The 22,664-nt window shown below is 74.5% G+C and carries 18 protein-coding genes, 2 pseudogenes and 1 riboswitch; of the genes and pseudogenes, 5 read left to right on the forward strand and 15 right to left on the reverse strand.

The features are described from left to right. Positions 1-62: 62 nt before the first annotated feature. Positions 63-2,282, forward strand: a complete 2,220-nt coding sequence (locus SZN_RS24515; protein ID WP_007499862.1) for an NADP-dependent isocitrate dehydrogenase — start codon at positions 63-65, stop codon at positions 2,280-2,282. A 96-nt stretch (positions 2,283-2,378) separates the two neighbouring features. Here the strand turns inward: SZN_RS24515 and SZN_RS24520 are convergent, their stop codons facing one another. Next, positions 2,379-2,708, reverse strand: a complete 330-nt coding sequence (locus tag SZN_RS24520; protein ID WP_007499863.1) for a DUF5713 family protein — start codon at positions 2,706-2,708, stop codon at positions 2,379-2,381. 6 nt (positions 2,709-2,714) lie between these two features. Here SZN_RS24520 and SZN_RS24525 point away from each other — a divergent pair, with 6 nt between their 5' ends. Then, entirely contained in the window at positions 2,715-3,554 is an 840-nt protein-coding gene (locus tag SZN_RS24525) for an N-formylglutamate amidohydrolase (protein WP_208865845.1), read from the forward strand. Between the two features lie 9 nt (positions 3,555-3,563). Here the strand turns inward: SZN_RS24525 and SZN_RS24530 are convergent, their stop codons facing one another. The 3 genes from SZN_RS24530 to SZN_RS24540 are packed head-to-tail and all read right to left on the reverse strand — an operon-like array spanning position 3,564 to position 6,144. Then, positions 3,564-4,070 (reverse strand): hypothetical protein, encoded by a 507-nt coding sequence (locus tag SZN_RS24530; RefSeq protein ID WP_007499865.1) that lies wholly within the window; start codon positions 4,068-4,070, stop codon positions 3,564-3,566. A gap of 8 nt (positions 4,071-4,078) precedes the next feature. Next, positions 4,079-4,654, reverse strand: coding sequence for an RNA polymerase sigma factor (locus tag SZN_RS24535; protein WP_007499866.1), 576 nt, complete (start codon positions 4,652-4,654; stop codon positions 4,079-4,081). A 59-nt stretch (positions 4,655-4,713) separates the two neighbouring features. After that, on the reverse strand, positions 4,714-6,144 hold the full coding sequence (locus tag SZN_RS24540; protein ID WP_007499867.1) for a S8/S53 family peptidase: 1,431 nt from the start codon (positions 6,142-6,144) through the stop codon (positions 4,714-4,716). A 148-nt stretch (positions 6,145-6,292) separates the two neighbouring features. Here SZN_RS24540 and SZN_RS24545 point away from each other — a divergent pair, with 148 nt between their 5' ends. Then, the gene (locus tag SZN_RS24545) at positions 6,293-8,860 is read left to right on the forward strand and encodes a CHAT domain-containing protein (RefSeq protein ID WP_043732861.1); all 2,568 of its coding nucleotides are present in this window, start codon (positions 6,293-6,295) and stop codon (positions 8,858-8,860) included. A 40-nt stretch (positions 8,861-8,900) separates the two neighbouring features. On the opposite strand, the gene SZN_RS24550 is transcribed toward SZN_RS24545, so the two are convergent. Then, positions 8,901-10,703, reverse strand: a complete 1,803-nt coding sequence (locus SZN_RS24550; protein ID WP_007499869.1) for a LuxR family transcriptional regulator AbsR2 — start codon at positions 10,701-10,703, stop codon at positions 8,901-8,903. Positions 10,704-10,798: 95 nt separating this feature from the next. Between SZN_RS24550 and absR1 the strand changes: the two genes are divergently transcribed. Then, a complete protein-coding gene (gene absR1, locus SZN_RS24555; protein WP_007499870.1) occupies positions 10,799-11,884 on the forward strand; it encodes a beta-glucuronidase AbsR1 in 1,086 nt (361 codons plus the stop codon). A gap of 253 nt (positions 11,885-12,137) precedes the next feature. Here absR1 and SZN_RS24560 read toward each other — a convergent pair. The 5 genes and pseudogenes from SZN_RS24560 to SZN_RS43550 form a co-directional block, all read right to left on the reverse strand. Further along, positions 12,138-13,160: pseudogene (locus tag SZN_RS24560) on the reverse strand (ABC transporter substrate-binding protein). A gap of 67 nt (positions 13,161-13,227) precedes the next feature. Next, positions 13,228-14,010 (reverse strand): amino acid ABC transporter ATP-binding protein, encoded by a 783-nt coding sequence (locus SZN_RS24565; protein ID WP_007499871.1) that lies wholly within the window; start codon positions 14,008-14,010, stop codon positions 13,228-13,230. Continuing rightward, positions 14,007-14,990 carry an amino acid ABC transporter permease gene (locus SZN_RS24570; protein ID WP_007499872.1) on the reverse strand — a complete coding sequence of 328 codons (984 nt, stop codon included), beginning with the start codon at positions 14,988-14,990 and terminating at the stop codon, positions 14,007-14,009. Before SZN_RS24570 ends, SZN_RS24565 begins: the two co-directional genes overlap by 4 nt. Before the next feature lie 356 nt (positions 14,991-15,346). Next, a riboswitch (SAM riboswitch) is annotated at positions 15,347-15,454 on the reverse strand. 39 nt (positions 15,455-15,493) lie between these two features. Continuing rightward, the gene (locus tag SZN_RS24575) at positions 15,494-16,381 is read right to left on the reverse strand and encodes a glutathione S-transferase C-terminal domain-containing protein (protein WP_007499873.1); all 888 of its coding nucleotides are present in this window, start codon (positions 16,379-16,381) and stop codon (positions 15,494-15,496) included. A gap of 115 nt (positions 16,382-16,496) precedes the next feature. Next, positions 16,497-16,559, reverse strand: a pseudogene (locus SZN_RS43550) (hypothetical protein); the annotation flags it as partial. Positions 16,560-16,797: 238 nt separating this feature from the next. Between SZN_RS43550 and SZN_RS24580 the strand changes: the two are divergent. Then, on the forward strand, positions 16,798-17,538 hold the full coding sequence (locus SZN_RS24580) for a class I SAM-dependent DNA methyltransferase (protein WP_007499874.1): 741 nt from the start codon (positions 16,798-16,800) through the stop codon (positions 17,536-17,538). Between the two features lie 18 nt (positions 17,539-17,556). On the opposite strand, the gene SZN_RS24585 is transcribed toward SZN_RS24580, so the two are convergent. The 5 genes from SZN_RS24585 to SZN_RS24605 all read right to left on the reverse strand — a co-directional run bounded on the left by SZN_RS24585 (position 17,557) and on the right by SZN_RS24605 (position 22,035). Further along, entirely contained in the window at positions 17,557-18,015 is a 459-nt protein-coding gene (locus tag SZN_RS24585) for an RrF2 family transcriptional regulator (RefSeq protein ID WP_007499875.1), read from the reverse strand. Between the two features lie 122 nt (positions 18,016-18,137). Next, positions 18,138-19,394, reverse strand: coding sequence for an acyl-CoA dehydrogenase family protein (locus SZN_RS24590; protein ID WP_043732854.1), 1,257 nt, complete (start codon positions 19,392-19,394; stop codon positions 18,138-18,140). 219 nt (positions 19,395-19,613) lie between these two features. Further along, positions 19,614-20,171 carry an NADPH-dependent FMN reductase gene (gene ssuE, locus SZN_RS24595; RefSeq protein ID WP_007499877.1) on the reverse strand — a complete coding sequence of 186 codons (558 nt, stop codon included), beginning with the start codon at positions 20,169-20,171 and terminating at the stop codon, positions 19,614-19,616. A 224-nt stretch (positions 20,172-20,395) separates the two neighbouring features. Continuing rightward, positions 20,396-20,911 (reverse strand): GNAT family N-acetyltransferase, encoded by a 516-nt coding sequence (locus SZN_RS24600; RefSeq protein WP_007499878.1) that lies wholly within the window; start codon positions 20,909-20,911, stop codon positions 20,396-20,398. Beyond that, entirely contained in the window at positions 20,908-22,035 is a 1,128-nt protein-coding gene (locus SZN_RS24605; RefSeq protein ID WP_007499879.1) for an LLM class flavin-dependent oxidoreductase, read from the reverse strand. Before SZN_RS24605 ends, SZN_RS24600 begins: the two co-directional genes overlap by 4 nt. Positions 22,036-22,664: the final 629 nt, after the last annotated feature.

A 22,664-nucleotide genomic window follows, 5' to 3' on the forward strand; every position in this document is an offset into this window, starting at 1 on the left:
ACGGACCGGTCACGAGATATCTTGATGTCGAGCAATGTTGCAGACGTGGAGCGGAGCACCCGGTGACTGACTCGACCATCATCTATACGCACACTGACGAGGCCCCCGCCCTGGCGACGTATTCCTTCCTGCCGGTGGTCCAGGCGTACGCCTCGCAGGCGGGTGTCGACGTGGAGACGCGCGACATCTCGCTGGCCGGCCGCATCATCGCGGTGTTCCCGGAGTATCTCACCGAGGACCAGCGCATCCCGGACGCCCTGGCCGAGCTCGGTGAGCTCGCCAAGACGCCCGCCGCCAACATCATCAAGCTGCCCAACATCTCGGCGTCGATCCCCCAGCTCAAGGCCGCGGTCGCCGAGCTCCAGGGCCAGGGGTACGCGCTGCCGAACTACCCCGACGACCCGAAGACCGACGAGGAGCGGGACGTCCAGGCCCGCTACGACAAGGTCAAGGGCTCGGCCGTGAACCCGGTCCTGCGCGAGGGCAACTCCGACCGCCGCGCCCCCGCCTCGGTGAAGAACTACGCCAAGAACCACCCGCACCGCATGGGCGCCTGGAGCTCCGAGTCCCGCACCAGCGTGGCCACGATGGGCCGCGACGACTTCCGCTCCACGGAGAAGTCCGTCGTGGTCTCCGAGGCCGGCTCGCTGCGGATCGAGCTGGTCGCCGCGGACGGCGCCACCACCGTGCTGCGCGAGTCCGTGCCGGTCCTCGCCGGCGAGGTCGTCGACGCCTCCGTGCTCCACGTGGCCGCGCTGCGCGAGTTCCTCACCGCGCAGATCGACCGGGCCAAGGCGGACGGCGTGCTGTTCTCGGTGCACCTGAAGGCCACGATGATGAAGGTCTCCGACCCGATCATCTTCGGCCACGTGGTGCGCGCGTTCTTCCCGAAGACCTTCGAGCGGTTCGGTGCCGCCCTCGCCGCCGCCGGCCTGTCCCCGAACGACGGCCTCGGCGGCATCCTCAAGGGCCTGGAGGCCCTGCCGGAGGGCGCCGGGATCAAGGCGTCCTTCGAGGCGGAGATCGCCGAGGGCCCCGCCCTCGCGATGGTCGACTCCGACAAGGGCATCACCAACCTGCACGTGCCGTCCGACGTCATCGTCGACGCCTCCATGCCGGCCATGATCCGCACCTCCGGCCACATGTGGGGCCCGGACGGCCAGGAGGCCGACACGCTGGCGGTCCTGCCGGACTCGTCGTACGCGGGCGTCTACCAGGCCGTGGTCGAGGACTGCCGCGCCAACGGCGCCTACGACCCGTCGACCATGGGCTCGGTGCCCAACGTCGGCCTCATGGCGCAGAAGGCCGAGGAGTACGGCTCCCACGACAAGACCTTCGAGATCAGGACCGCCGGCACCGTCCGCGTGGTCGACGCGTCCGGCGACGTGCTGATCGAGCAGCCGGTCTCCGAGGGCGACATCTTCCGCGCCTGCCAGACCAAGGACGCGCCGATCAAGGACTGGGTGAAGCTCGCCGTCACCCGCGCCCGCGCCACCGGCGACCCGGCCGTCTTCTGGCTGGACGAGACCCGCGCGCACGACGCCAACCTGATCGCCAAGGTGAACGCCTACCTGCCGGAGCACGACACCGAGGGCCTGGACATCCGCGTCCTCGCCCCGGTCGACGCGACGAAGCTGTCGGTGGAGCGCATCCGCCGCGGCGAGAACACCATCTCGGTCACCGGCAACGTGCTGCGCGACTACCTCACGGACCTGTTCCCGATCCTGGAACTGGGCACCAGCGCCAAGATGCTGTCGGTGGTCCCGCTGATGGCGGGCGGCGGCCTCTTCGAGACGGGCGCGGGCGGCTCGGCGCCCAAGCACGTCCAGCAGCTGGTCCGGGAGGACTACCTGCGCTGGGACTCCCTCGGTGAGTTCTTCGCGCTGGTGCCGTCCCTGGAGCAGTACGCGGCCGCCACCGGCAACACCCGCGCGAAGATCCTCGCGGACACCCTCGACCGGGCCACGGCGACCTTCCTCGACCAGGACAAGTCCCCGACCCGGCGCGTCGGCGGCATCGACAACCGCGGCAGCCACTTCTACCTGTCCCTGTTCTGGGCGCAGGAGCTGGCCCGCCAGAGCGACGACGCCGAGCTGGCGAAGGCTTTCGCCCCGCACGCCGAGGCGCTCACGGCGAACGAGCAGAAGATCGTCGAGGAGCTGAACGCCGTCCAGGGCAAGCCCGCCGAGATCGGCGGCTACTACCAGCCCGACCCGGCCAGGGCCGCCGCCGTCATGCGCCCGTCGGCCACCTGGAACGAGGCGCTCGCCTCGCTGGGCTGACCCCCGGGCGCCCCGGCGCACGCACCGCCGGCCCGCCCCGGCCGGAGCACCTTCCGGCCGGGGCGGAGCCGTGCGCGCGGCGGGACGCGGCCGGCGTCACCAGTCCCGGGTGGCGATCAGTTCCTCGATGTCCGCGTCCGTGAAGCCGTAGGCGGTGGCCACGAACCAGAAGTCCCCGGCTATCTCCTCGCGGGCGACGGTCTCGATGTCGAATCCGTCGTCCAGGAGGGCGTTGAACTCGTCGGTCGCCGCGTGCGTCAGCACGTACAGCGCGGCCAGGTCGGCGGGCCGCTCCGCCTCGATGCGCGCGCGCAGGCGCAGCAGGATCTCCCTGCCCCGGTCCACCATGGCGTCGGGGTAGTAGGCGCTGCGGTACAGGGCGGCGAGGAACGCGTGATCGGCCGCCTGCCGGTCGGTGATGTCCATGCTGTGATGGTGCACCACACCACTGACAACGCCCCCTGGAGCAGCAGCGTGGCCTCCGCAGAGCCGTCGTTCTCGGTGCTTCCCGGCGCCGACGAGTCCCCCGTGATCCTTCATGTGCCGCACTCCGCGCGGGAGATTCCGGACGCGGTGCGGGACGGCATCCTGCTGGACGACGCGGCGCTCGCGCGGGAGCTGGACCACCTCACCGACGCGCACACGGCCGAGATCGCCGAAGCGGCGGCGGCGCGCGCGTCCGTGACGCCCTGGCGGTTCGTCAACCGGCTCTCGCGGCTGGTCGTCGACCCGGAGCGGTTCCCCGACGAGCGCGAGGAGATGCTCGCGGCGGGCATGGGCGCCGTCTACACGCGGACCACCCGCGGGGAGCCCCTGCGGCCCGCCGGGACGGACCCCGCGGGGCTGGTCGGGCGGTACTTCGACCCGTACGCGCGGGCCATGACCGAGGCCGTGGCCGGGCGGCTCGCCGCCACCGGCCGGGCGGTGGTCCTCGACGTGCACTCCTACCCGTCGGCGCGGCTGCCCTACGAGCTGCACGGGGAGGGGCCGCGGCCGCCGGTGTGCCTGGGCACCGACCCCTTCCACACGCCGCCGGCGCTGTCGGCCGCCGCGCGGGAGGCGTTCGCGCCCTGCGGGCCGACGGGCCTGGACAGCCCGTTCGCCGGAGCGTACGTACCGCTCGCGTACTACGGCACGGAGCCCGGCGTCAGCGCGCTGATGGTGGAGATCCGGCGCGATCTCTACATGGCGGAGCCTGGTGGTCCGGCGGGTCCCGGACTCACCCGGCTCGCGCGGGCGCTGGCGGTGCTGGTGGACGCCGTCACGCGCTGACGCGCCGCCTCAGGCCCGCAGCCACTCGGTGACCACGACCCGGCCGCCGGTCCGCAGCCGCAGCGCGAAGGGCCCGGCGGGCGGTGTGTCGCTGGTGAAGCGGCCCATGTCGTCGGCGTCCACCGGCACGGCCCGCTGCGGGCCGGACAGCACCTCGACGCGGGCCCGCTGGGGCGGCAGTACCTGCCCCATCAGGCCCTGTGCGCTGACCTCCACGTCCACGGTCACCTCGTCCGCGCGGAAGGTGAGCATCCGCGGCGGGTCCGCGGCGCCTCTGACCGGGATGGCGTCCACCACCGAGTCGAAGGTCAGCTCGGCGATGCGCGCGTCGAGATCGTGCAGTGCGAACGCCTCGACGGCGAGCCGGCGCAGTTCGGCCGGCACGGGGTCGAGGATGGCGGCGGCCTGGCGCAGCGACTCCTCCAGCAGGCCGGTGCCGAGGTCGTCCGCGGTGTCGTCGAAGCCGTCGGGCCCGGGGTCGTCGAAGGGCTCCCCGCCCGGTGCGGTGTCGTTCACGTCGTCTTTCACAGCGCACCCCGCGCGTCGAGTCGGGCCCGCAGGCGGCGCAGGCAGCGCTGGCGCAACGGCCCGATGCTGCCCACGGCGATCCCCAGGGCGGCGGACACCTCCTGGTAGCTGGGCGGCGGCGAGGCCATCAGCACCCGCAGCAACTGGCGGCAGCGTTCGCCGAGTTCCTCGAACTCCTGCCACATCCAGCGGATGCGTTCGCTCTCGGCCGCCGCCTCCTCGGAGTCCAGCACCGACTGCTCCGGCGTACGGTCCTCGCTGACCCGGTCGAGCAGATGGGGGTCGCTCGTCACGGTCAGCCGCCGCAGGCTCCTGAGCACCTTGAGGCATTCGTGGCGGGCGGTGCTGGCGAGCCAGGAGCCGGCCTTCTCGGGTTCGCGGAGGCGCCCGAGGTGCTGGGCGAAGCGGAACCAGACGGTCTGGTACACCTCGTGGGCGTCGGCGTCGCTGAGCCGGTGGGCGCGCACCACGGACCACACCAGGGGGCTCAGCCCCTCCACGAGCGCCTTCCAGGCCGCCGCGTCGCCGTCCACGGCGGACCGGACCAGCGCGCCGACGTCTGCACGGTCCACAGCCCCACCCCTCGTGTACGGCACGCCATCGTACGCCGCGGAGGGGACGGTTCCGACCCTCATGACCGAGGAGCCGGCGGGAGGACGGGTACGGGGCGCCAGGTCGGGGGCAGCAGCGCCGGCACGTGCGCCCCGCGCACCTCCGCGAAGCCGGAGCTGGCGGCGAGCATCTTGTACCGGGCGACGCGCGGGTCGTTCTCCTGCTGTGCCGTCATGTGCGCGGCGATCATGCCGGCGACGACGGGGGTGGCGAAGGAGGTGCCGCTCCAGTGGGCGTGGCCCCGGAAGTCGACCCGGTCGGGTGCGGCGTTCGTGCCCTGCTCGCTCAGCACGCCCGTGTGGGGCGGGGACTGGCAGGTGCAGGCGTAGCCGAAGCCGTAGCGGCAGGTGTCGTAGGTGGAGTGCTGGTAGACGTAGGGCACGGGTGTCGCGAAGCCGGTGAGGACGCCGGTGAGCCGCTCGCCGGGCGCGTACGCCTTCACCCAGGCGCCGTGGTTGCTGAAGCAGGCGCCGAACTCGCCGTCGGCGCGCAGGGCTCCGATCGACAGCACGACGTCCTGGTAGTCGGGCAGGTCGGCGTAGGCGGCGGGCCAGAAGGGGGTGGCGCTGCCGTTGTTGCCGGCCGCGGCCACCAGCAGGGTGCGCTGGGCGCGCAGTTCCCGCATGAACGCCTCGACGCCGAGCAGGCCGTCGGTGCGGCCGTTGGAGGTGCCGGCGGACAGGCTGAGGATGTCGGGCCAGCCGTCGGCGTCGACGGCTTCGAAGAGTTTCCCGCCGAACTCGGACTCCAGGATCGCGCCCGCGTCGTTGAGCGAGTTGCGCACGGTGATACGGGTGTTGGGGGCGACGGCCGCGACCAGTCCGGCGATGAAGGTGCCGTGGCCGACGTACTGCTGGAGGACGCCGTCGTCGTCGCGCTCCCTGATCTGCGCGTCGCCGTCGGTGTGGGCGAGCAGCGGCGCGGAGCGGAAGTCGGTCATCAGGCCGGTGTCGACGACGAGGACGCCCACGGCGCTGTTCTCGTCGTAACTTCCGTCCGCGGCTGCGGGGTTGAGGAGGGTGCCCGGTTCGGCGGGCGCCGGCTCGTCGCCGGGGCAGGAGTTCACCGCGATCGACACCAGGTGGTTGCGGCTGACCAGTCTGCGGCCCGCCCGGCCCTCCGTCTCGCGCAGGGCGCGCAGCGCGTGCGCGACGTGGGGGTCCGCGGTCCGGTCGCCCGCGCCGGGGTCGCCGACCTGGATGCGGGTGATGCCCGAGCGGTTGGTCTGCGGGCTCGCGCGGCGCACGTCGTCCTGCACGAGGTCGGGGTCGGCGGTGAAGTACGCGCGCACGGTGTCCTCGACGACCCGGGCCTCGTCGCCGTCGCGGACCAGGACGTGGCCCTTCTCGTAGATGAACTCGGCGGAGTCGTCGGGTCCCATCGCGAGGGGGACGTCGGGCATGCAGCGCTGGATCTGCTCGAACTGCTCGTGGAATCGCTGTGGTGCCATGGCGGGTCCTCCCAGTGGTGCGACGGTCGTCAACCAGAGCCGTGCGGCACCTGATTGATACAGCGCCACCCCTGTCTGGCGCGGGTGGGGGGCAACTACCATCCGTGGGGTGACCGCGGGAAACGACTCGGTTCTCGAACTGCTGCCGATGGTGTTCGCCGCCCCCAACGAAGCGCTGGCGAGGGCGCAAGGGGTGCTCGGCGGCGATCCGCCGCCGCTGGACGCCTCCGTCGCCCACCAGGTGATCGGCATCTGGCAGCGGGACTGGGGCGACATGCGCCTCGCCCTGCACCATCTGCGGCGTGCCCGGGATCTCGCGGCCCGTGCGGAGTCGGCCGACCGGGAGGCGGACGTCCTCGCCGCGCTGGGGGTCGCGTTGGTGCACGCGGGGCGCACTCAGCAGGGGCTGGCGGCGCTGGAGCGCGGGGTCGAGCGGGGCAGCGGGCACACGCGCGCCCGGGTGCTGTTCCGCCGGGCCTACGCGCGCTGGGTCCTCGGCCATCACCGTGCGGCGCTGGCGGACGTCCGCAGGGCGATCCCCGTCCTGCGGCAGGCCGACGACGTCATCTGGACGGCGCGGGCGCTGACCCTGCGGGCGACGGTGCACCTCGCGCTCGGGGCGGTGGAGCGGGCGGAGGCCGACTTCACGGCGGCCGAGGCGCTGTGGGAGACCACCGGCCAGGAGCACGACAAGGCGGACGCCGTGGAGAGCCGGGGGCTGGCCGCGTTCCGCTCCGGGGACATCCCGGCGGCGCTGCGGCTGCTCGACGAGGCCGAGGAGCGCTACGCCAAGCTGGGCACGCCGACCTTCATGCTCAGCGTCCGGCGCTGCGAGGTGCTGATGGCCGCGGGGCTGGCTCCCGAGGCGCTGGCGGAGGCGGACGCGGCGATCGCCGTGCTGGACCGGATCGGCGGCCAGTCCACGCGCAAGGCCGAACTGCTGCTGTCCGCCGCGACCGCGGCGCGGCTGGCGGGTCAGGCGCACACCTCGATCGCGCGTGCCGACATGGCGGTCCGCCTGTTCGCGGGGCAGCGGCGGGGCTGGTGGGAGGCGCATGCCCGGCTGACGCTGATCGAGGCGCGGGTGGCCGCGGGGCGCAGTTCGGGCCGGCTGGTCGCGGACACGGCGGCGGTGGCCGACCGGCTGGCCTCGTTCGGCGCGCCGGCCGCCCCGCTGGCGTCGCTGCTGGCGGGGCGGACGGCGCTGGACCTCGGCTGGCGGGCGGACGCGGAACGGCATCTGGCGCTCGCCGCGCACAGCCGGCGCAGCGGGCCGCCGCTGGTGCGGATGACGGGCTGGGCGGCCCAGGCGCTGCGGGCGCGGGCGGCGGGTTCGGGGCGCGGAGTGCTGGAGGCGTGCCGGCGCGGACTGGACGTCCTGGACGCCCACCGGATGACGTTGGGCGCCTCGGAACTGCGGGCGCGGGCGAGCGCGCAGGGCGCGGAGCTGGCGGCGCTGGCGCAGCAGGCCAGTCTGGAGTCGGGCGGTGCGCGGCGGCTGCTGGTGTGGAGCGAGCGCTGGCGGGCCACCGCGCTGTCGACGCCGCCGACCCGGCCGCCGGCCGACCCGGAGCTGCAGCGGGGTCTGACGGCCTTCCGGGAGATCGCCGCGCGGGCCGAGGCGGCCCGGATGGAGGCGCGTCCGGTGCCCGCGCTGGAGCGCGAACAGCGGCGGCTGGAGCGGGAGATCCGGTCCCGGACGCTGCATCTGCGCGGTGCCGCGCCGGGCGGCGGCCCTCGCTTCGACGCGGGCCGGCTGCTGGAGCGGCTCGGTGACGGCGTGCGGCTGGTCGAACTCGCCGTCCTCGACGGGCGGGTGCAGGTGCTGCTGTGCGGTCAGGGGCGGGTGCGCCGGTTCGAGGCGGGGCGGCCGGCCGAGGCGGAGGCGGAGGCCGAGCACGTCCAGGCCGGGCTGCGGCGGCTGGCCCATCCGGGCGCGGAGGGGCGGCTGGCGGTCGTCGAGGCCGCGGGCCGGCGTCTGGAGGAGCTGCTGCTCGGCCCGGCGGCGGCGCATCTGGGCGACGGGCCCGTGGTGGTCGTACCGCCCGCCCGGCTGCACCGGGTGCCGTGGGCGCTGCTGCCGTCGCTGCGCGAGCGGGTGCTCAGCGTGTCGCCGTCGGCGGGCAGTTGGCTGCGCGCCCGGGAGACCGTGCCGCCCGCCGGGGGGCGGCACGTCCTGGTGCGCGGGCCGGGGCTGGCGACGGGCGGCGCGGAGGTGCCGCACCTGGCGGTCCGCTACGGCGGCGCGGTGGTCCTGGAGCACGCGGACGCGCGCGTGCCGCGGGTGCTGGAGGAGCTGGACGGTGCCGAACTGGCGCACATCGCCGCTCATGGCACGTTCCGCGCCGACAGTCCGCTGTTCTCGTCGCTGGGGATGGCCGACGGGCCGCTCGTGGTGCACGATCTGGAGCGGCTGGAGCGCAGTCCGTACCGGATCATCCTGTCCTGCTGCGACACCGCGCGTTTCGCCTCGGTCGGCGCCGACGAGCTGCTGGGTCTGGTCACCGCGCTGCTGCCGCTGGGCACGGCGGGCGTGGTGGCGTGCAGCGCGCCGGTCAACGACGCGGCGGTCGTGCCGCTGATGCTCGCCCTGCACCGGGGACTCGGCGCCGGGCTGTCGCTGGCGGAGGCCCTGCGGGACGCGCGGGCGGCGCTGCCGGACGACGCGCTGCACCGGGCGACGGGCTGGGCGTTCACCGCCTTCGGCGCCGCGTGAGGGTGCCCGGCCCGTGGTGCGCGGTCCGCGTCGGCGGTGCTCACGCCGTGCGGGTGTCGGGGAGTTCCACCAGCCGGGGCAGTGCCCCTCGGTCGTCCGCGCCGAGGCGGGCGTAGGCGCTGTAGAGGTGGTTGCCCACGGTCCGTACGGAGAGGGTGAGCCGCTCGGCGATCTGGCGGTTGCTCAGGCCCGTGGCGGCGAGCGTGACGATCTGCCGTTGCCGTGCGGTGAGTTCGCCGAGGACGAGGCCGGACAGGGCGGGGGTGCGGGCGCCCTGGCAGCGGCGGGCGAGGGCGACGGCGCGGGCGCGTGAGGCGCGGGCCGCACTCGGGTCGCGGTGGGCCCGTACGGCCTGGGCGTGCGCCTCGGCCGCGAAGAGCAGGAAGCCGCGGCGGCGGAGCCGTTCGGCGACGTGGTCGAGCGCGGGGCCGTCGCCGCGGGCGAGGGCGTCCGCGTGGTCGGCGAAGACGCCGCCGAGGCGGCCGGCCGCCCGCTCGGGGGCGCCGAGGCGGACGGCGTCGTAGGCGTCGGTGCCGGGGCCGTCCGCCGGTGCGGGCCGGGTGACCGCCCCACCCCCGTGGGGGCGGCCACCCGGGTCCTGGTGCGCGGTCGGGTGCTGGCCCGACTGCGCTGCCGCGAGGGCGAGTTCACGGAGGCAGGCGGGGTCGTCGCCGTCGCGCAGCCCTTCCCGCGCCCATGCCGCCGCGTCCCGCAGCTCGCCGCGCAGCCGGGCGTACCGGGCGCGTACGGCGGCGTATCGGGCCGGTACCGGGCGGCCCTCGTCGGCCAGCCACTCCCCCACGGGCGCCGCCGCGTCGCGTACGTCCGCACGGGTGATCCGCGTGCTCAGCTCGGCGCGTTCGGCGGCGAGAGCGGCGGCGAGGGCGGCGGCGCGGCGGTCGGGGGCGGGGGAGAGCCGCGTCGCCCGCAGCCGGCCGGCGACGGCCCGCAGCGCCGGGCCGTGCAGGGGGTGGGCGAGGCGGACGGCGCCCCGGTCGTCGAGGTGGACCAGGCCGTGTGCCTCCAGGTGTTCGAGGGTGCCGAGGTCGAGGGTGTCGGCGTCGGGCGGCAACGGCTCGGCGTGGGCGAGTCGTTCGAGTGTCTCGCGTGCCTCGGGTCCGCACCGGCCGAGGAGGTCGCGGGCGTGCTCGCGCACGGCGGGGGTGAGCGGCACCGGGCCGCGCCAGGCCCATGTGCCGGTGCCGCCGGTGCGCGGGAGCGGGCCGTGTCCGCGTGCGGCGGCGGCGAGTTCGCGCAGCAGCCGCAGGTCTCCCCCGCACAGGCGGTGCAGCCGGTTCACGGTGAGCGGTTCGGGCCCGGGGCGGTCCGCCGCGCCCGTCAGCAGCGCGGCGGTCTCGTCGCGGGGCAGCGCCCGCAGCGCGAGGCGGGGCAGGAGTTCGCCGGTCCACAGGCGGGTGACGGCGTGCGGCGCCGGGTGGCCGTCGGTGGCGGCGACCAGGAGGCGGGTGCGGCCGTGCACGGCGAGTTGGTGGACGAGGGCGGCGGAGGCGTCGTCGAGGAAGTGGGCGTCGTCGACGACGAGCAGCCGTTCGCCGGAGAGCCGGCGCAGCGCGTCGTGCAGGGAGGCGTTCTCGGGCACGAGGTGCGCGAAGGCCGCGAGGCGGACGTGGCGGGTCTCCGGGGTGCCGGCGGCCCGCACGCGGCCGGTGCCGCGGACGGCCTCGGTGACGAGCCTGCTCTTGCCGAAGCCGGCGGGTCCGGTGAGGACGATTCCGCCGCGTCCGGAGCTCAGCGCGCCGCGTACGAGGGCGAGTTCGTCCCCGCGGCCGGTGAACGGCCAGGGCAGGTCGAGGGTCTCGGGGGCGGGTTCGTCGCTCGTCACGGCAGTAGGAGCGCGGTGACTCACGGCTGATACAGGGGTACTTGAGTAGCCCTCGGCTCAGGCGTCCGGGCGGGCCGCCGGTCACCCTGGTGGGCATGACCGCCCGCTACTGCTCCCTCGTGCGGCAGTCGGCCCCCGTGCTGCCGGCGGGGCTGGCCGCCGAGCGGCTCGACGCGCTCGTCGGGGGACGCCGGATGTGGGTCAACGGCACGGTGCTGCACTACTGCTTCTTCGACCGGGACACCGACGGCTCGGTGATCCCCGATCCGGCGACGGGTGCGGCCCGGTACGTGTCGTGGGTGGGCGGCAAGGAGCAGCGGGACGTGGTGCGCGAGTCGTTCGCGCAGTGGCACGGCCTCGGTACCGGGCTGTCGTTCGCGGAGGTGGCCGACCCGTCGGAGGCCGAGGTGCGCATCGGCTTCCAGGCCGGTGACGGCTCGTGGTCGGCTGTCGGCAAGGACGCGCTGGGCGTCGGCCTCGGTGAGCGCACGATGAACTTCGGCTGGGACCTGACCGCGCCCGGGGAGCGCGGGACGGCCCTGCACCAGATCGGGCACGCCCTCGGCATGCTGCACGAGCACCAGAGCCCGCTGGCCGGCATCCACTGGGACGAGGAGGCGGTGTACACGGATCTGGCGGGACCGCCGAACTTCTGGAGCCGGGAGGAGACGTTCGCCAGCATCCTGCGCAAGCTCGACCGCAACGAGGCCAACGGCGCGGTCTGGGACCCGCACTCGGTCATGCAGTATCCGTTCGCGGCGGGGCTGATCCTGGAGCCCGAGCGGTTCCGGGCGGGTCTGAACCCGCCGGGGGTGCTGTCCGACGCGGACCGGGGGTTCGTGCGCCGCTGGTATCCGCCGCCGGGGCCGCCGGGCACGGGCGTTCTGGAGCCGTTCCGTTCGGTGCCGCTTGCGCTGGGACCGTCCGGGCAGGCCGACTTCGCCGTCGAGCCGCCGCAGACCCGCGCCTACACGGTGGGCACGTTCGGTGACGGCGACTTCCTGGTCGTGGTCTTCGAGGAGCGCGACGGCGAACCCCGCTTCCTCGCCGGCGGGGACGACGGCGGCACCCCGGCCAACGCCGCGGTCCGCGTCCGCCTCGTCAAGGGGCGCCGCTACGTCGTCCGCGTACGCCTGTACTCCGCCTGGGGCTCCGGCCGGACGGCCGTCATGTGCTGGTGAGCCGGGGCGGGTTGGGGCCGGTGTCCGGCGCCGGGGGATGTGGGCGGGACACCACCTTCGGGGGAGGGTGACGTCCCGCCCACGCGTCGTGCGGGGCGCGGGGGTGTCGGCCCGCCCGGAGTGCGGGGCGGCCGTGTCGGGGCGGGACGGGCCCAGGTGGTCGCGCAGGGTCGTGCCCGTGTGGTCGGTGAGGTCCGTGTGCGCCGCCGGCCCTCGTGGTGGAGGGCCGGCGGCGACGGCCGGTGACGGTTCGTCAGGAGTTGTCGAGGGGCAGGCCCGGCGGGTTGACCCGCGACGTGGTGACCGCCTCGCCGGAGAGGTTCCAGGCGGCGAGCCACTTGGCGTACTGGCCGTTGTCGATGAGGTGGTTGATCGCCGCGGCGAGGGGTTCGGCCAGGCCGCTGCCCTTCTTCGCGGTCGCGGCGATCAGTCCCTGGAGGGTGGCCCCGGCGCCGGAGAACCGGCCGGCGGTCCTCGTCGGGCCGGGGGTGCCGGCGGTCTGCGTGACGTGGTAGGCGAGGTTGGGGCTGGGGCCGAAGTAGGCGTCGATCTTCCCGCTGTTGAGGGCGAGGTAGGTGCTGTTGCTGTCCTGGAAGTACTTGACGGTGAGCTTCTTGCCCTCCTTCTCCAGCCTGGTCTTCCACTCCAGCAGGATGCGCTCCTGGTTGGTTCCGGCGCCCACGGACACGGTCGTGCCGGCGAGGGACCCGTAGTCGCCGCGGAAGGTGAACTCCGAGTCCTTGGGCGCTTCGAAGGCGAGGTCGTCCTTGCGGTAGGAGGCGAACTCGTACTTGCGCTTGCGCTCCTCGGTGTCGGTGATGTTCGAGAAGCCGACGTCCACCTTGCCGCTGTCGATGCCGACGAAAAGGTTCTCCCAGGTGAAGCGCTTGACCTCGGGCCGCAGTCAGAGGACGGCCGCGACCAGCCGGGCGAGGTCGATCTCGGAGCCGGTCAGGGTCTTCTGGTCGCTGCCGACATAGCCCAGCGGCGGGGCGCCGGAGGGGAGCGTGCCGGAGCCGATGACGAGTCTGCCGCTCTTCTTGAGGGCGGCGGGCAGCCGGGCGCTGATGGCCGGCACCTCGGAGACCCGGACGGCCGTCTGCTCGGCGGCGCCGTTGGAGAGTCTGCCGACGGTCACCGTGCCCGCCTTGTCGTCCGTCCTGGTGGCCGCGTCGCCGTCGGCGCCGCAGGCGGTGAGGGAGCCGGTGAGGGCGGTGGCGGTGGCCGCCGCGGTGATGCCGCGGATCAGGCCGCGTCGGGAGAGGTGGGTGGGCATGGCCGTCCTTGCTGTTCGGGAGGGGTGGTGGGATGTGGGGGTGGAGGACTTGCAGGGGGTGCCGGACTCACAGGACCTTGCTGAGGAAGTCCCTGGTCCGCGCGTGCCGCGGCCGGTCCAGGACCTCGGCGGGCGGGCCCTGTTCGACGATGCGGCCGCCGTCCATGAAGACGACCCGGTCGGCGATCTCGCGGGCGAAGCCGATCTCGTGGGTGACGATGACGAGGGTCGTGCCGCTGGTGGCCAGATCCTTGATGACCGAGAGCACCTCGCCGACGAGTTCGGGGTCGAGGGCGGAGGTGGGTTCGTCGAAGAGGATGACGCCCGGACGCAGGGCGAGGGCTCGGGCGATGGCCACGCGCTGCTGCTGGCCCCCGGACAGCTGCCGCGGGTAGGCGGCGGCCCGGTCGGCGAGGCCGACCCGGCCGAGCAGGTCGCGGGCGAGTTGCAGGGCCTCGGGCTTGGGGAGCCGGCCGGTCGCGACCGGGGCGGCGGCGACGTTGTCGAGGACCGTCAGATGCGGGAAGAGGTTGAAGTTCTGGAAGACGAAGCCGATCCGGCTGCGCTGGGCGAGGATGGCCCGCTCGCTCAGCTCCCTGAACCGCGTGCCCTGGCGCCGTACGCCGATCGGCTCTCCGTCGAGGCTGACGTGGCCGGTCTCGGGTTTCTCCAGGTGGTTGACGACCCGGAGCAGGGTGGACTTGCCCGAGCCGGACGGACCGAGGACGACGGTGACCTCGCCGGGCCGCACGGTCAGGTCGACGCCGTTCAGCACCCGGTGGGCGCCGTACCACTTGTGCACGCCGTGCACCTCGACGGTGGCGGGCGCGTCGTGGCGGGTCGCGGTCATACGGCGGCCTCCCCGCGGACGCGGGCGGTCGCACCGCTCAGAGCGGCGCGCAGCCGCCGCAGCGGTGTCGGCGGGAGGGTGCGGGTGGCGCCCCGCGCGTAGTGCCGCTCGACGGAGAACTGGACGACGGAGACGACGCTCGTGAGGATCAGGTACCAGACGGTGGCGACCATCAGCAGCGGCACGATGTCTCCGGGATAGGTGGAGGCCATGGACTGGGCGCTGCCGAACAGGTCGAGCAGGGAGACGTAGAAGACCAGCGAGGTGCCCTTGATCAGGCCGATGAGCTGGTTGACGTAGTTCGGCACGATGGAGCGCAGGGCCTGCGGGAAGACGATCCTGCGGAACTGGTAGCGCCGGGGCAGGCCGAGCGCGGCAGCCGCCTCGTGCTGGCCCTGGTCGACCGAGAGGATGCCGCCGCGCACGACCTCGGCGGCGTACGCGGATTCGTGCAGGCTGAAGCCGACGACGGCGATGACCAGGTCGGTGGCGAGCCTCGACTCGTCGAAGGAGAAGAAGGCGGGTCCGAAGGGGACGCCGATGCTCAACGTCTTGTACAGGGCGCTGAAGTTGTAGAGGAAGAGCAGGACGACGATCAGCGGGACCGAGCGGAACGCCCAGACGTAGGTCCAGCTGACCGCGCGCAGCACCGGGCTGCCGGAGAGCCGGGCCAGCGCGAGCACGATGCCGCCGAGCAGGCCCAGCACCGCGCTGTAGAGCGTGACTTCGAGGGTGACGAGGAGGCCGTCGAGAATCGTGGGCCGCAGGAACCAGTAGCCGAAGCGGTCCCACTGGTAGAAGGGGTTGGTCAGCAGGCCGTTGACGAACTGGGCGGCCAGGACGAGGACCAGGACGGTGGCGATCCAGCGGCCGGGGCGGCGCAGTGGCAGGACGCGCCGGGCGGCGGGCGGCGCCTGCGGGGTGTCGGTGGCGGGCGCCGGCTCGGCGAGGGAGACGGCGGCGCCTGGGGGTTCACTCATGGTGGGCTCCGGCGGAGGGGAGAGTTCTCCCGGAGCGCGCGCACGCGACGGCCCACGACAGCCGTCCGGCGGCTGGTCGGGACGTGGAAGGGCGTACGGTCACCGGGAGGGGGCGGGCGGGGGCGCACCGCGGGGGCGGTGCGCGTCAGGGGTGCGCGGGCCGGGCGACGGACAGGTCAGCCGCGGCGGCGGGCACGGCCCGGTGCGGTACACAGTGCGCTGTTGACACGCAGGAGGTCGACGGCACGGTCGGCTGCGAAGAGGGTCGTGCACGGCAGTGCGCGGCTCTGGGGGCGGCGTACGGCCGTCCTGGGAGCTGCGTCCATGGCGTCACTCACTCTTCCGGCCCGCTGGGGCCTTCGCGCTTACCGAGGTCGTCCGGTCCGGTCGTCACCTGGGGCACCCCACCGCGGTGCGAGGGTTGCCGGCCAGCGAGCCAGGGCTTGTCGCTGACGCTCATGACCGTTGTGATCCGTAAGTCAATACAGCGGGGCGCCCCGGTGTCAACGCGTGTCCGCAGTGCGGACCGCGGTGGCGTCGGCCGCCGTGTGGGCCGCCCAGTCCAGGATCTGCACGGCGGCCCCGGCGGCCTCCAGGCCCTCGCAACGGGCTTGGTGACGCCGGGAGATGGCGTCCAGGTCGAGGTGGCGGCCGAAGGCCGGTCGGGCGGTGAGCCGGCGGGCGTAGGACCACAGGGCGGTGCGGCCCGCGAGGTGTTCGACGGTGGTGGCGTCCAGGTGATGGCGGTGGACGGTGTCGAGTTGGACGAGCGTGACCCACAACTCCACGTCCGCGGCGGTGATCTGGTCGCGGAGCATATGGGTACGGCCGTCCAGCCGGCGGTCCAGCGCGTTGAGGGAGGTCCTCAGGGTCTCCAGGGCTCGGGCGCGCTCCCCGGGCCCGGTGCCGGGCGCTCCCGCGCGCTGTGCGGCGTCCTCGACGCCCTCGGCGCACATCCGCTCGACGGCCTCGATCTCGGACTCCGCGCCCCGCGGATACAGGTCGGTGCGACAGCCGCCGAAGCGTCCGGCGAGGTCGCGGGTGATGTCGGGCGCGTGGGTGCTGACGACGCGTCCGGACCAGTCGTCGCTGAGGACGGGAGCGAGGGCCGCGCCCGCGTACCGGTGGGCGCCGGCGTCGTAGAGGGGGCGCAGCACGGCGTGGCCGCCGTCGGCGCGGTCGGGGACCGCCGGCAGGAACGTCACGGGGCAGACGTCGGCCAGGCCCAGCAGGCTGTGCGCGACCGCGATGCGCAGCCCGTCGGCGCAGGCGGTGGTGAGGTGGAGGCGGTAGCGGTTCGGCACGGCGTAGTGGCCGCTGCGCGCGTCCCGGCCGATACGGCCGCGGAAGGCGGGCGCGGACGGTCGGGCGGCCTGCGGTGTGGCGGACATGGCTCTCCCCTGGGCGGACGTGACGTGCGGGCGGACGCGTGGCGGACGCGTGGCGGACGCGTGGCGGACGCGGCGGGGCCGCGCCCGGGGGTGGGAGTGCGCTGCTGACGCGCTGGAGGTCGATGTGCCGGCGGGAGGTGAGAACGGGGGTACGGCTCGTCCGGCCGGGCGGTTCCATCCACCCCCCTTTCCCTACTGATTCACTAGGAAACTTGTGGCGAGTGTCGGACCTTCCGGCGTCCGGCGTCAAGGGGTGTCCGAGGGGCGGTCGGGCCCGGACGTGCCGCGGGTGCGCTGCAGCTTCGCCAACAGCGCCGCGAAGAAGCCTGGTTGAGGTCACCGCCGGCCTGACCGAGGCCGTCAGGGCGGGGAAAATCCGGGTGCCCCGGTCCGGGTGGCGGCGGTAGCGTCGCGGTGTGGGCGATGACGACGGGTACTTCGGAGAGGACGTCGCGGCCGAGTACGACAGGTCGGAGGCGGAGATGTTCCGACCCGGCGCGGTCGACCCGGCCGTCGACCTGCTGGCCGGCCTCGCCGGTGACGGCGCGGCGCTCGAACTCGGCGTCGGCACGGGGCGGATCGCGCTGCCGCTGGCCGCGCGCGGGGTGCCGGTGCACGGCGTGGACCTGTCCCGGGCGATGGTGGCGCGGCTGCGGGCCAAGCCCGGCGGCGAGGAGGTCGGCGTGACGATCGGGGACTTCGCGACGACCCGTGTGGCGGGTGAATTCGCCGTCGTCTACCTGGTGTTCAACACCATCGGCAATCTCACCACCCAGGACGCCCAGGTCGACTGCTTCCGCACGGCGGCCGCCCATCTGCGGCCCGGCGGCTGCTTCGTCGTCGAGGTCGGCGTCCCCGAACTGCGCAGGCTGCCCCCGGGGCAGAGCGCGGTGCCGTTCCGGATCGGCGACTCGGGCTGGGCGTTCGACACCTTCGACACCGTCACCCAGGCGATGAGCTCGCACTACGTGACGATCGTCGGCGGGCGGGCGCGGCACCGGTCGATCCCGTTCCGGTACGTCTGGCCGGCCGAACTCGATCTGATGGCCCGGCTCGCGGGGCTGCGGCTGCGCGAGCGCTGGGAGGACTGGACGCGCGCGCCGTTCACGGGCGAGAGCGGCGCGCATGTGTCGGTGTGGGCGAAGCCGGCGGGCTGACCGGGCGAGGAGCCCCGGTCAGGGGTTGGTCCACGCCTCGGGGTCGTCCGCGAGGCGCAGGACGTCGTCGGGGAGGTCGGCCGCGGCCACGTCCGCGAGAGTCACCTCGCCGAGGATCCTGCGGACGTTGGCGCGTACGGCGATCCACAGCGGCAGCAGCGACTCGGCGGGGCCGGTGTAGGACAGGTCGGGCGGGCGCACCCCGCGCACCGACACGAGGGGGCCGTCGGCCACCCGGATGATCTCGGCGATGGCGATGGCGTCCGCGGGGCGGGCGAGCCGGTACCCGCCGTTGCCGCCGCGCCTGCTGACGACGAGGCCGCCCCGGCGCAGATCACCGAGGATGCCCTCCAGGAACTTGTGCGGGATGCCCTGCGCGCCGGCGATCGCCTCGGCCTTCAGGGAGGTGTCATCACCCGCCGCGGCGAGCTCCAGCGCCGCCCGCACCGCATAGTCCGCCCTGGCCGAGATCCGCATACCGCGATTATCCCCCACGGGGCCCACGGGCCGCACCGGTCGGCGGGCGCACCGGCCCGCGGGCCGCACTGGACAGCGGGCGCACCAGCACACGGGCCGCACCGGTCGGGCGGGCGCGCCGGTCAGGCGGGCAGGCTGAAGGGCGGATGCGCGCCGTTGAGGAAGTAGTCGCCGACCTCGCGCAGCCGGTGGGCGACGGGTTCGCGCAGTGTGTGGGACCGGGTGTCGCGCCAGAACCGGTCCAGGCCGTGCCGGGCGAGCGCGGCGGACGCGCCGACGGCTTCCAGGGCGCGCGAGGTGATCTCCTGCGCGGCCCGGGAGGCGGCGGCCTCGGCGGCGCTCGCGAGGACCGCGATCTCCGCGCACTCGTCGTCGTCCAGGTCCTCGCCGCGGGCGAGGCCCCGGGTCAGGGCGTCCACGGCCTGGTCGGCGAGGGCGGACGCGGCCCGCGCGCAGACGGCGAGTTCGCCGTAGGCGGTGAGCACGTACGGGTCCTGCGGCGGGCTTCCCGGCCAGGGCTGGGGCGAGAACGCCTGCCAGGGGGAGCGGACCGCCCGGCCCTGCTCGCGGACCTCGCCGAGCAGTCCCTCGGCGACGCCGAGGCAGTACTGCGCGGAGACCAGGCGCGCGGTGGGGGCGGCGAGGCCGGCGAAGGGCGACAGGACGCCGTCGTCGGGCGACAGGGAGCCGAGGACGTCCTCGCGGCCGACCGGCACGGCGTCGAACCCGAGGGCGCCGCCCGCCGCGAGGCGCTGCCCGAAGGTGTCCCCCGCGGCGCCGCCCGTACAGCCGGGGTGGGCGGGGTCGACGAGTACGGCGAGGGGCTCGCCGGTGCCGGGCGCGGCGGCGCGGACCAGCAGCCGGTCGGCGACGCCCACGCCGGAGCCGTAGCGCTGATGGCCGTCGAGGAGATGGCCGCGGGCCGTGGGCGTGAGCATGAGCGGCGGCTCCCGCGAGGCGATGCCGCCGCCCCAGAACCACTGCCCGGCCGTGAACTCCCTCTCGATACGGGCGGCATGACCGGCTCCGGCGAAGAACCGGGGGCCGTGGGACAGGAAGTAGTGGCTGCCGAGGAGATGCCCGACGGCGCCGTCGGCGGCGGCGACGGTCCGCACCACGGTGTACGCGGTGCGCCAGTCCGCTCCCCCGCCGCCGTGTTCGGCCGGTACGAGCAGGGTCAGCAGTCCGGACTCGCGCAGCCGGGCCACCTCGTCGGCCGGGGGCCTGCCGGCCTGTTCGCGCTCGACGGCGTCGATGGCGAGGTCGTCGGCCAGCTCGCGGGCGATGTGCGGCCAGTCGGGTGTGCCGTCCCGCGGCGGGCGGGCGCCCCGGCCGGGCTCGCCGGACAAGGGGGGCGGGGCCGCGGGGGCGATGGTCATGGCGTCATCCTGACCGGTCCGGCCGACGAGGGTCAACACTTCCCTAGTAATTCGATAGGAAACATAGGGAATATGGGCCGCTTCGGCCGGTTCCCGCCCCGCGAGGGCCACTTGGGCCCCTGCGGGCTCGGGCACGGCGGCGCGGGAACGGCGGCGCGGGAACGGCGCGGAAGCCGCCTCAGCCGCCCACGTCGAAGCCACGGCAGCGGTGGCGGGCGGTCAGCCGGCCGTCGCGAGCAGCGTGCGGCGGCTGCCGAGGGCGAGCGAGAACTGGTCGGTGACCTGGGCCAGGGCCTCGGCTGCGCCGGGTGCGAGGGTCAGCGTGCCGTCCTCGCCGACGCCGATCTCCCTGTCGAGCGTGAACCAGCCCGGGGTGATGTGGGCGGGACCCATGGAGTGGAGCACCGGGCGCAGCGCGTAGTCGATGGCCAGGACGTGGGCGGTGGTGCCGCCCGTGGCCAGCGGCAGGACGGTCTTCCCGGCGAGCGCGTACTGCGGCAGCAGGTCGAGCAGGGACTTCAGCAGCCCGGAGTAGGCGGCCTTGTAGACGGGCGTGCCGATGACGATCCCGTCCGCGCGCTCGACCAGGGCCGTGGCCCGCACGATCGCGGGGTGGGCGGAGTCGGCGTGCAGCAGGGCGTCGGCGGGCAGGTCGCGCACGTCGAAGGGGACCACCTCGTGGCCCTGCCCGGTGAGCCGGGCGTCCAGGTGGCGCAGCAGCCGGGCGGTTCGGGAGGTGGCGGAGGGACTGCCGGAGACGGAGAGGACGGTGGCCATCGAAGTACCTTTCGGGAAAGGGGCGCGTGGGTGCGGGGAACATGGGGCGCGGCGCCGGAGGGGACGGCGGGGTCACGGGGTGGCGGCGGGGGCGGCGCAGGATGCCGGGGAGCCCTGGGCGCCCGCGGGCGCCGTACCGCCGGAGCCGCAGGCGGTCGGCGCCGGCGGGGTCGGCAGCACCCGCGTGGCCGTCGCGCGTGAACGGGCCCTGGAGAGAAGGTGGTTCACCGGACGGCCGCCTTCGGCGGGGGCAGCGGGAGGACGAGGTGCTTCTCGAAGGGCAGCGGGCCGATGGTCTCCGGGTCGGCCCGCGTGTCGAACAGCGGTGTGTAGCCGGTGGCCAGGTACAGGCCGCGGGCCTCCGGCTGGCGGGGGCCGGTGGTGAGACGGACGCGCCCGTAGCCGCGGGCGCCCGCCTCGCGCTCCAGTTCGGCGAGTACGCGCCGGGCGAGGCCGCGTCTGCGGTGCGCGGAGCGGGTCCAGATCCGTTTCAGTTCGGCGGTGAGGGCGTCGTCGCGGCGGAACGCGCCGCCCGCGACCGGCTCGCCGTGCTCCATGAGCAGCAGGAGCAGCCCGCCGTACGGGGGCGTGAACTCCTCGTCGGGGTGGCGGGACATCTCGGCGTGGGCGTCCTTGCCGTAGCGCGTGGCGTACTCGCGGCCCAGTTCGCCGCGCAGGGGTGCGACCCGCGGGTCCGAGGGGGAGACGTGAAGGACCGTCAGTTTTGGTGCGGAGGTCATCGGTTCACCGCCGTGAGCGGCTGCGGGCCGCGGGCGGCGCGTTCGGCGTCGCGCCTGGCGACCTCCTCGCGGACGAGGGGGATGACGTACCGGCCGAAGTCGACGGCGTCGCCGAGGAGGTCGTAGCCGCGGGCGGAGAGGATGTCGGCACCGAGGTCGTAGTAGTCGAGCAGTGCCTGGGCGACCGTCTCCGGCGTGCCGACCAGTGCGTTGGAGTTCCCCGCGCCCGCGGTCGCGGCAGCGGTGGGGGTCCACAGCGCGCGGTCGTAGCGCTCGCCGGCCTCGGCGATGGAGATCAGCCGCTGGGAGCCGGTGTTCTCCGGGGCGCCGGAGCGGTGATGCCGTACGGGGCCGGTCCCGCGGCGCGCCCGGATGGCGCCGAGCGTGCGGTGGGCCTTCTCCCACGCCAGTTCCTCGGTGGGCGCGATGATCGGGCGGAAGGCGACCTGGATGCGCGGCGCGTCGGTGCGGCCGGCGGCGCGTGCGGCGGCCTTGACCCGATCGATCTGCTCGGCGGTCCGCTCCAGGGGTTCGCCCCACAGGCAGTACACGTCTGCCTCGGCGCCCCCGGCGGCGTACGCGGCGGGCGACGAACCGCCGAACGAGACGCCCGGACGCGGCTGCTGGACGGGGAAGACGTCGCTGACGAAGTCGTGGAAGCGGTAGTGCTCGCCCTCGTGGCCGAAGGGCTCGTGGGTGGTCCAGATCTTCTTGACGATCCGGATGTACTCGCGGGTGCGTGCGTAGCGCTCGTCCTTGGTCAGGGTGTCGCCCTCGCGGGCCTGTTCGTGGTCGTCGCCGCCGGTGATGAAGTGCACGGTGAGCCGGCCGTCGCTGATCCGGTCCAGGGTGGCGAAGGTCTTGGCGGCGTAGGTGGGGTAGGAGACGTTGGGCCGGTGGGCGAGGAGGATCTGGAGCCGGTCGAGTCTGCTCGCGACGTACGCGGCGGCCGGGGCCGGGTCGGGCGAACCCGAACCGTAGGCGAACAGCACCCGGTCCCAGCCGTGGTCCTCGTGCGCCCGAGCGAGCCGGAGCGTGTACTCCCTGTCGAAGGCGGCGCCCGAGCGCGGTGCGGTTTCGGAGCCGTCGTTGGTGGCGGCGATACCGAGGAACTCCACGGGCATAAACGTGACCTTTCGCGACATGCGGCGCGCGGGACAGGCCGGGCAAGCCGTCGGCCTGAGGAAGTGCCGTGCGCACAAGTGGATATGACGAACCGTCAGCGAAGTTGCGACGGTCGCGGTACGGGGCGTGACGACGCCGGGCGTCGAAGAGGGGGCGAAGCGGTGCCGCGGCAGCGCGCGCACGGGGAGCACTCGGCCCGCGACGGGGTCACCGAGGGAGGGAAGGGCCGGTCAGTGGGCCCGCTGCCGCGTCAGGCGCAACACGCCGCGGACCACACCCGACCGAAGTCGATGTGGTCGCGCGAGACCAAGCGCTGCTGGGCAGTCATGGCGACCATTGAGCAGGACATCGTTCGCCCCGTCAAGCGGCGCCCGGATGCCGGACCGGCCCGACCGGTCCCGCGCGGTGGCCGCTCCGGCCGCGTTGAGGGACGCGGCGGCGTGACGAAGCCGGACCCCGGCCCGCACCATCCGCCGTCGCGCGCGGGTGGCGCCGAGGGTCTTCCACGCCCGCGCTCCCTCTCCCGGAGAACCTTCCATGGTCACGCCGTCCGACATCACGTCCAGCCCGCTCACGGAACCGCCCCGGCCGTCCGGCTCCCCGCCGTCCGGCGGCGCTGCGAGGACCG

This window comes from Streptomyces zinciresistens K42, from assembly GCF_000225525.1.
In the GTDB taxonomy this organism is placed as follows: domain Bacteria; phylum Actinomycetota; class Actinomycetes; order Streptomycetales; family Streptomycetaceae; genus Streptomyces; species Streptomyces zinciresistens.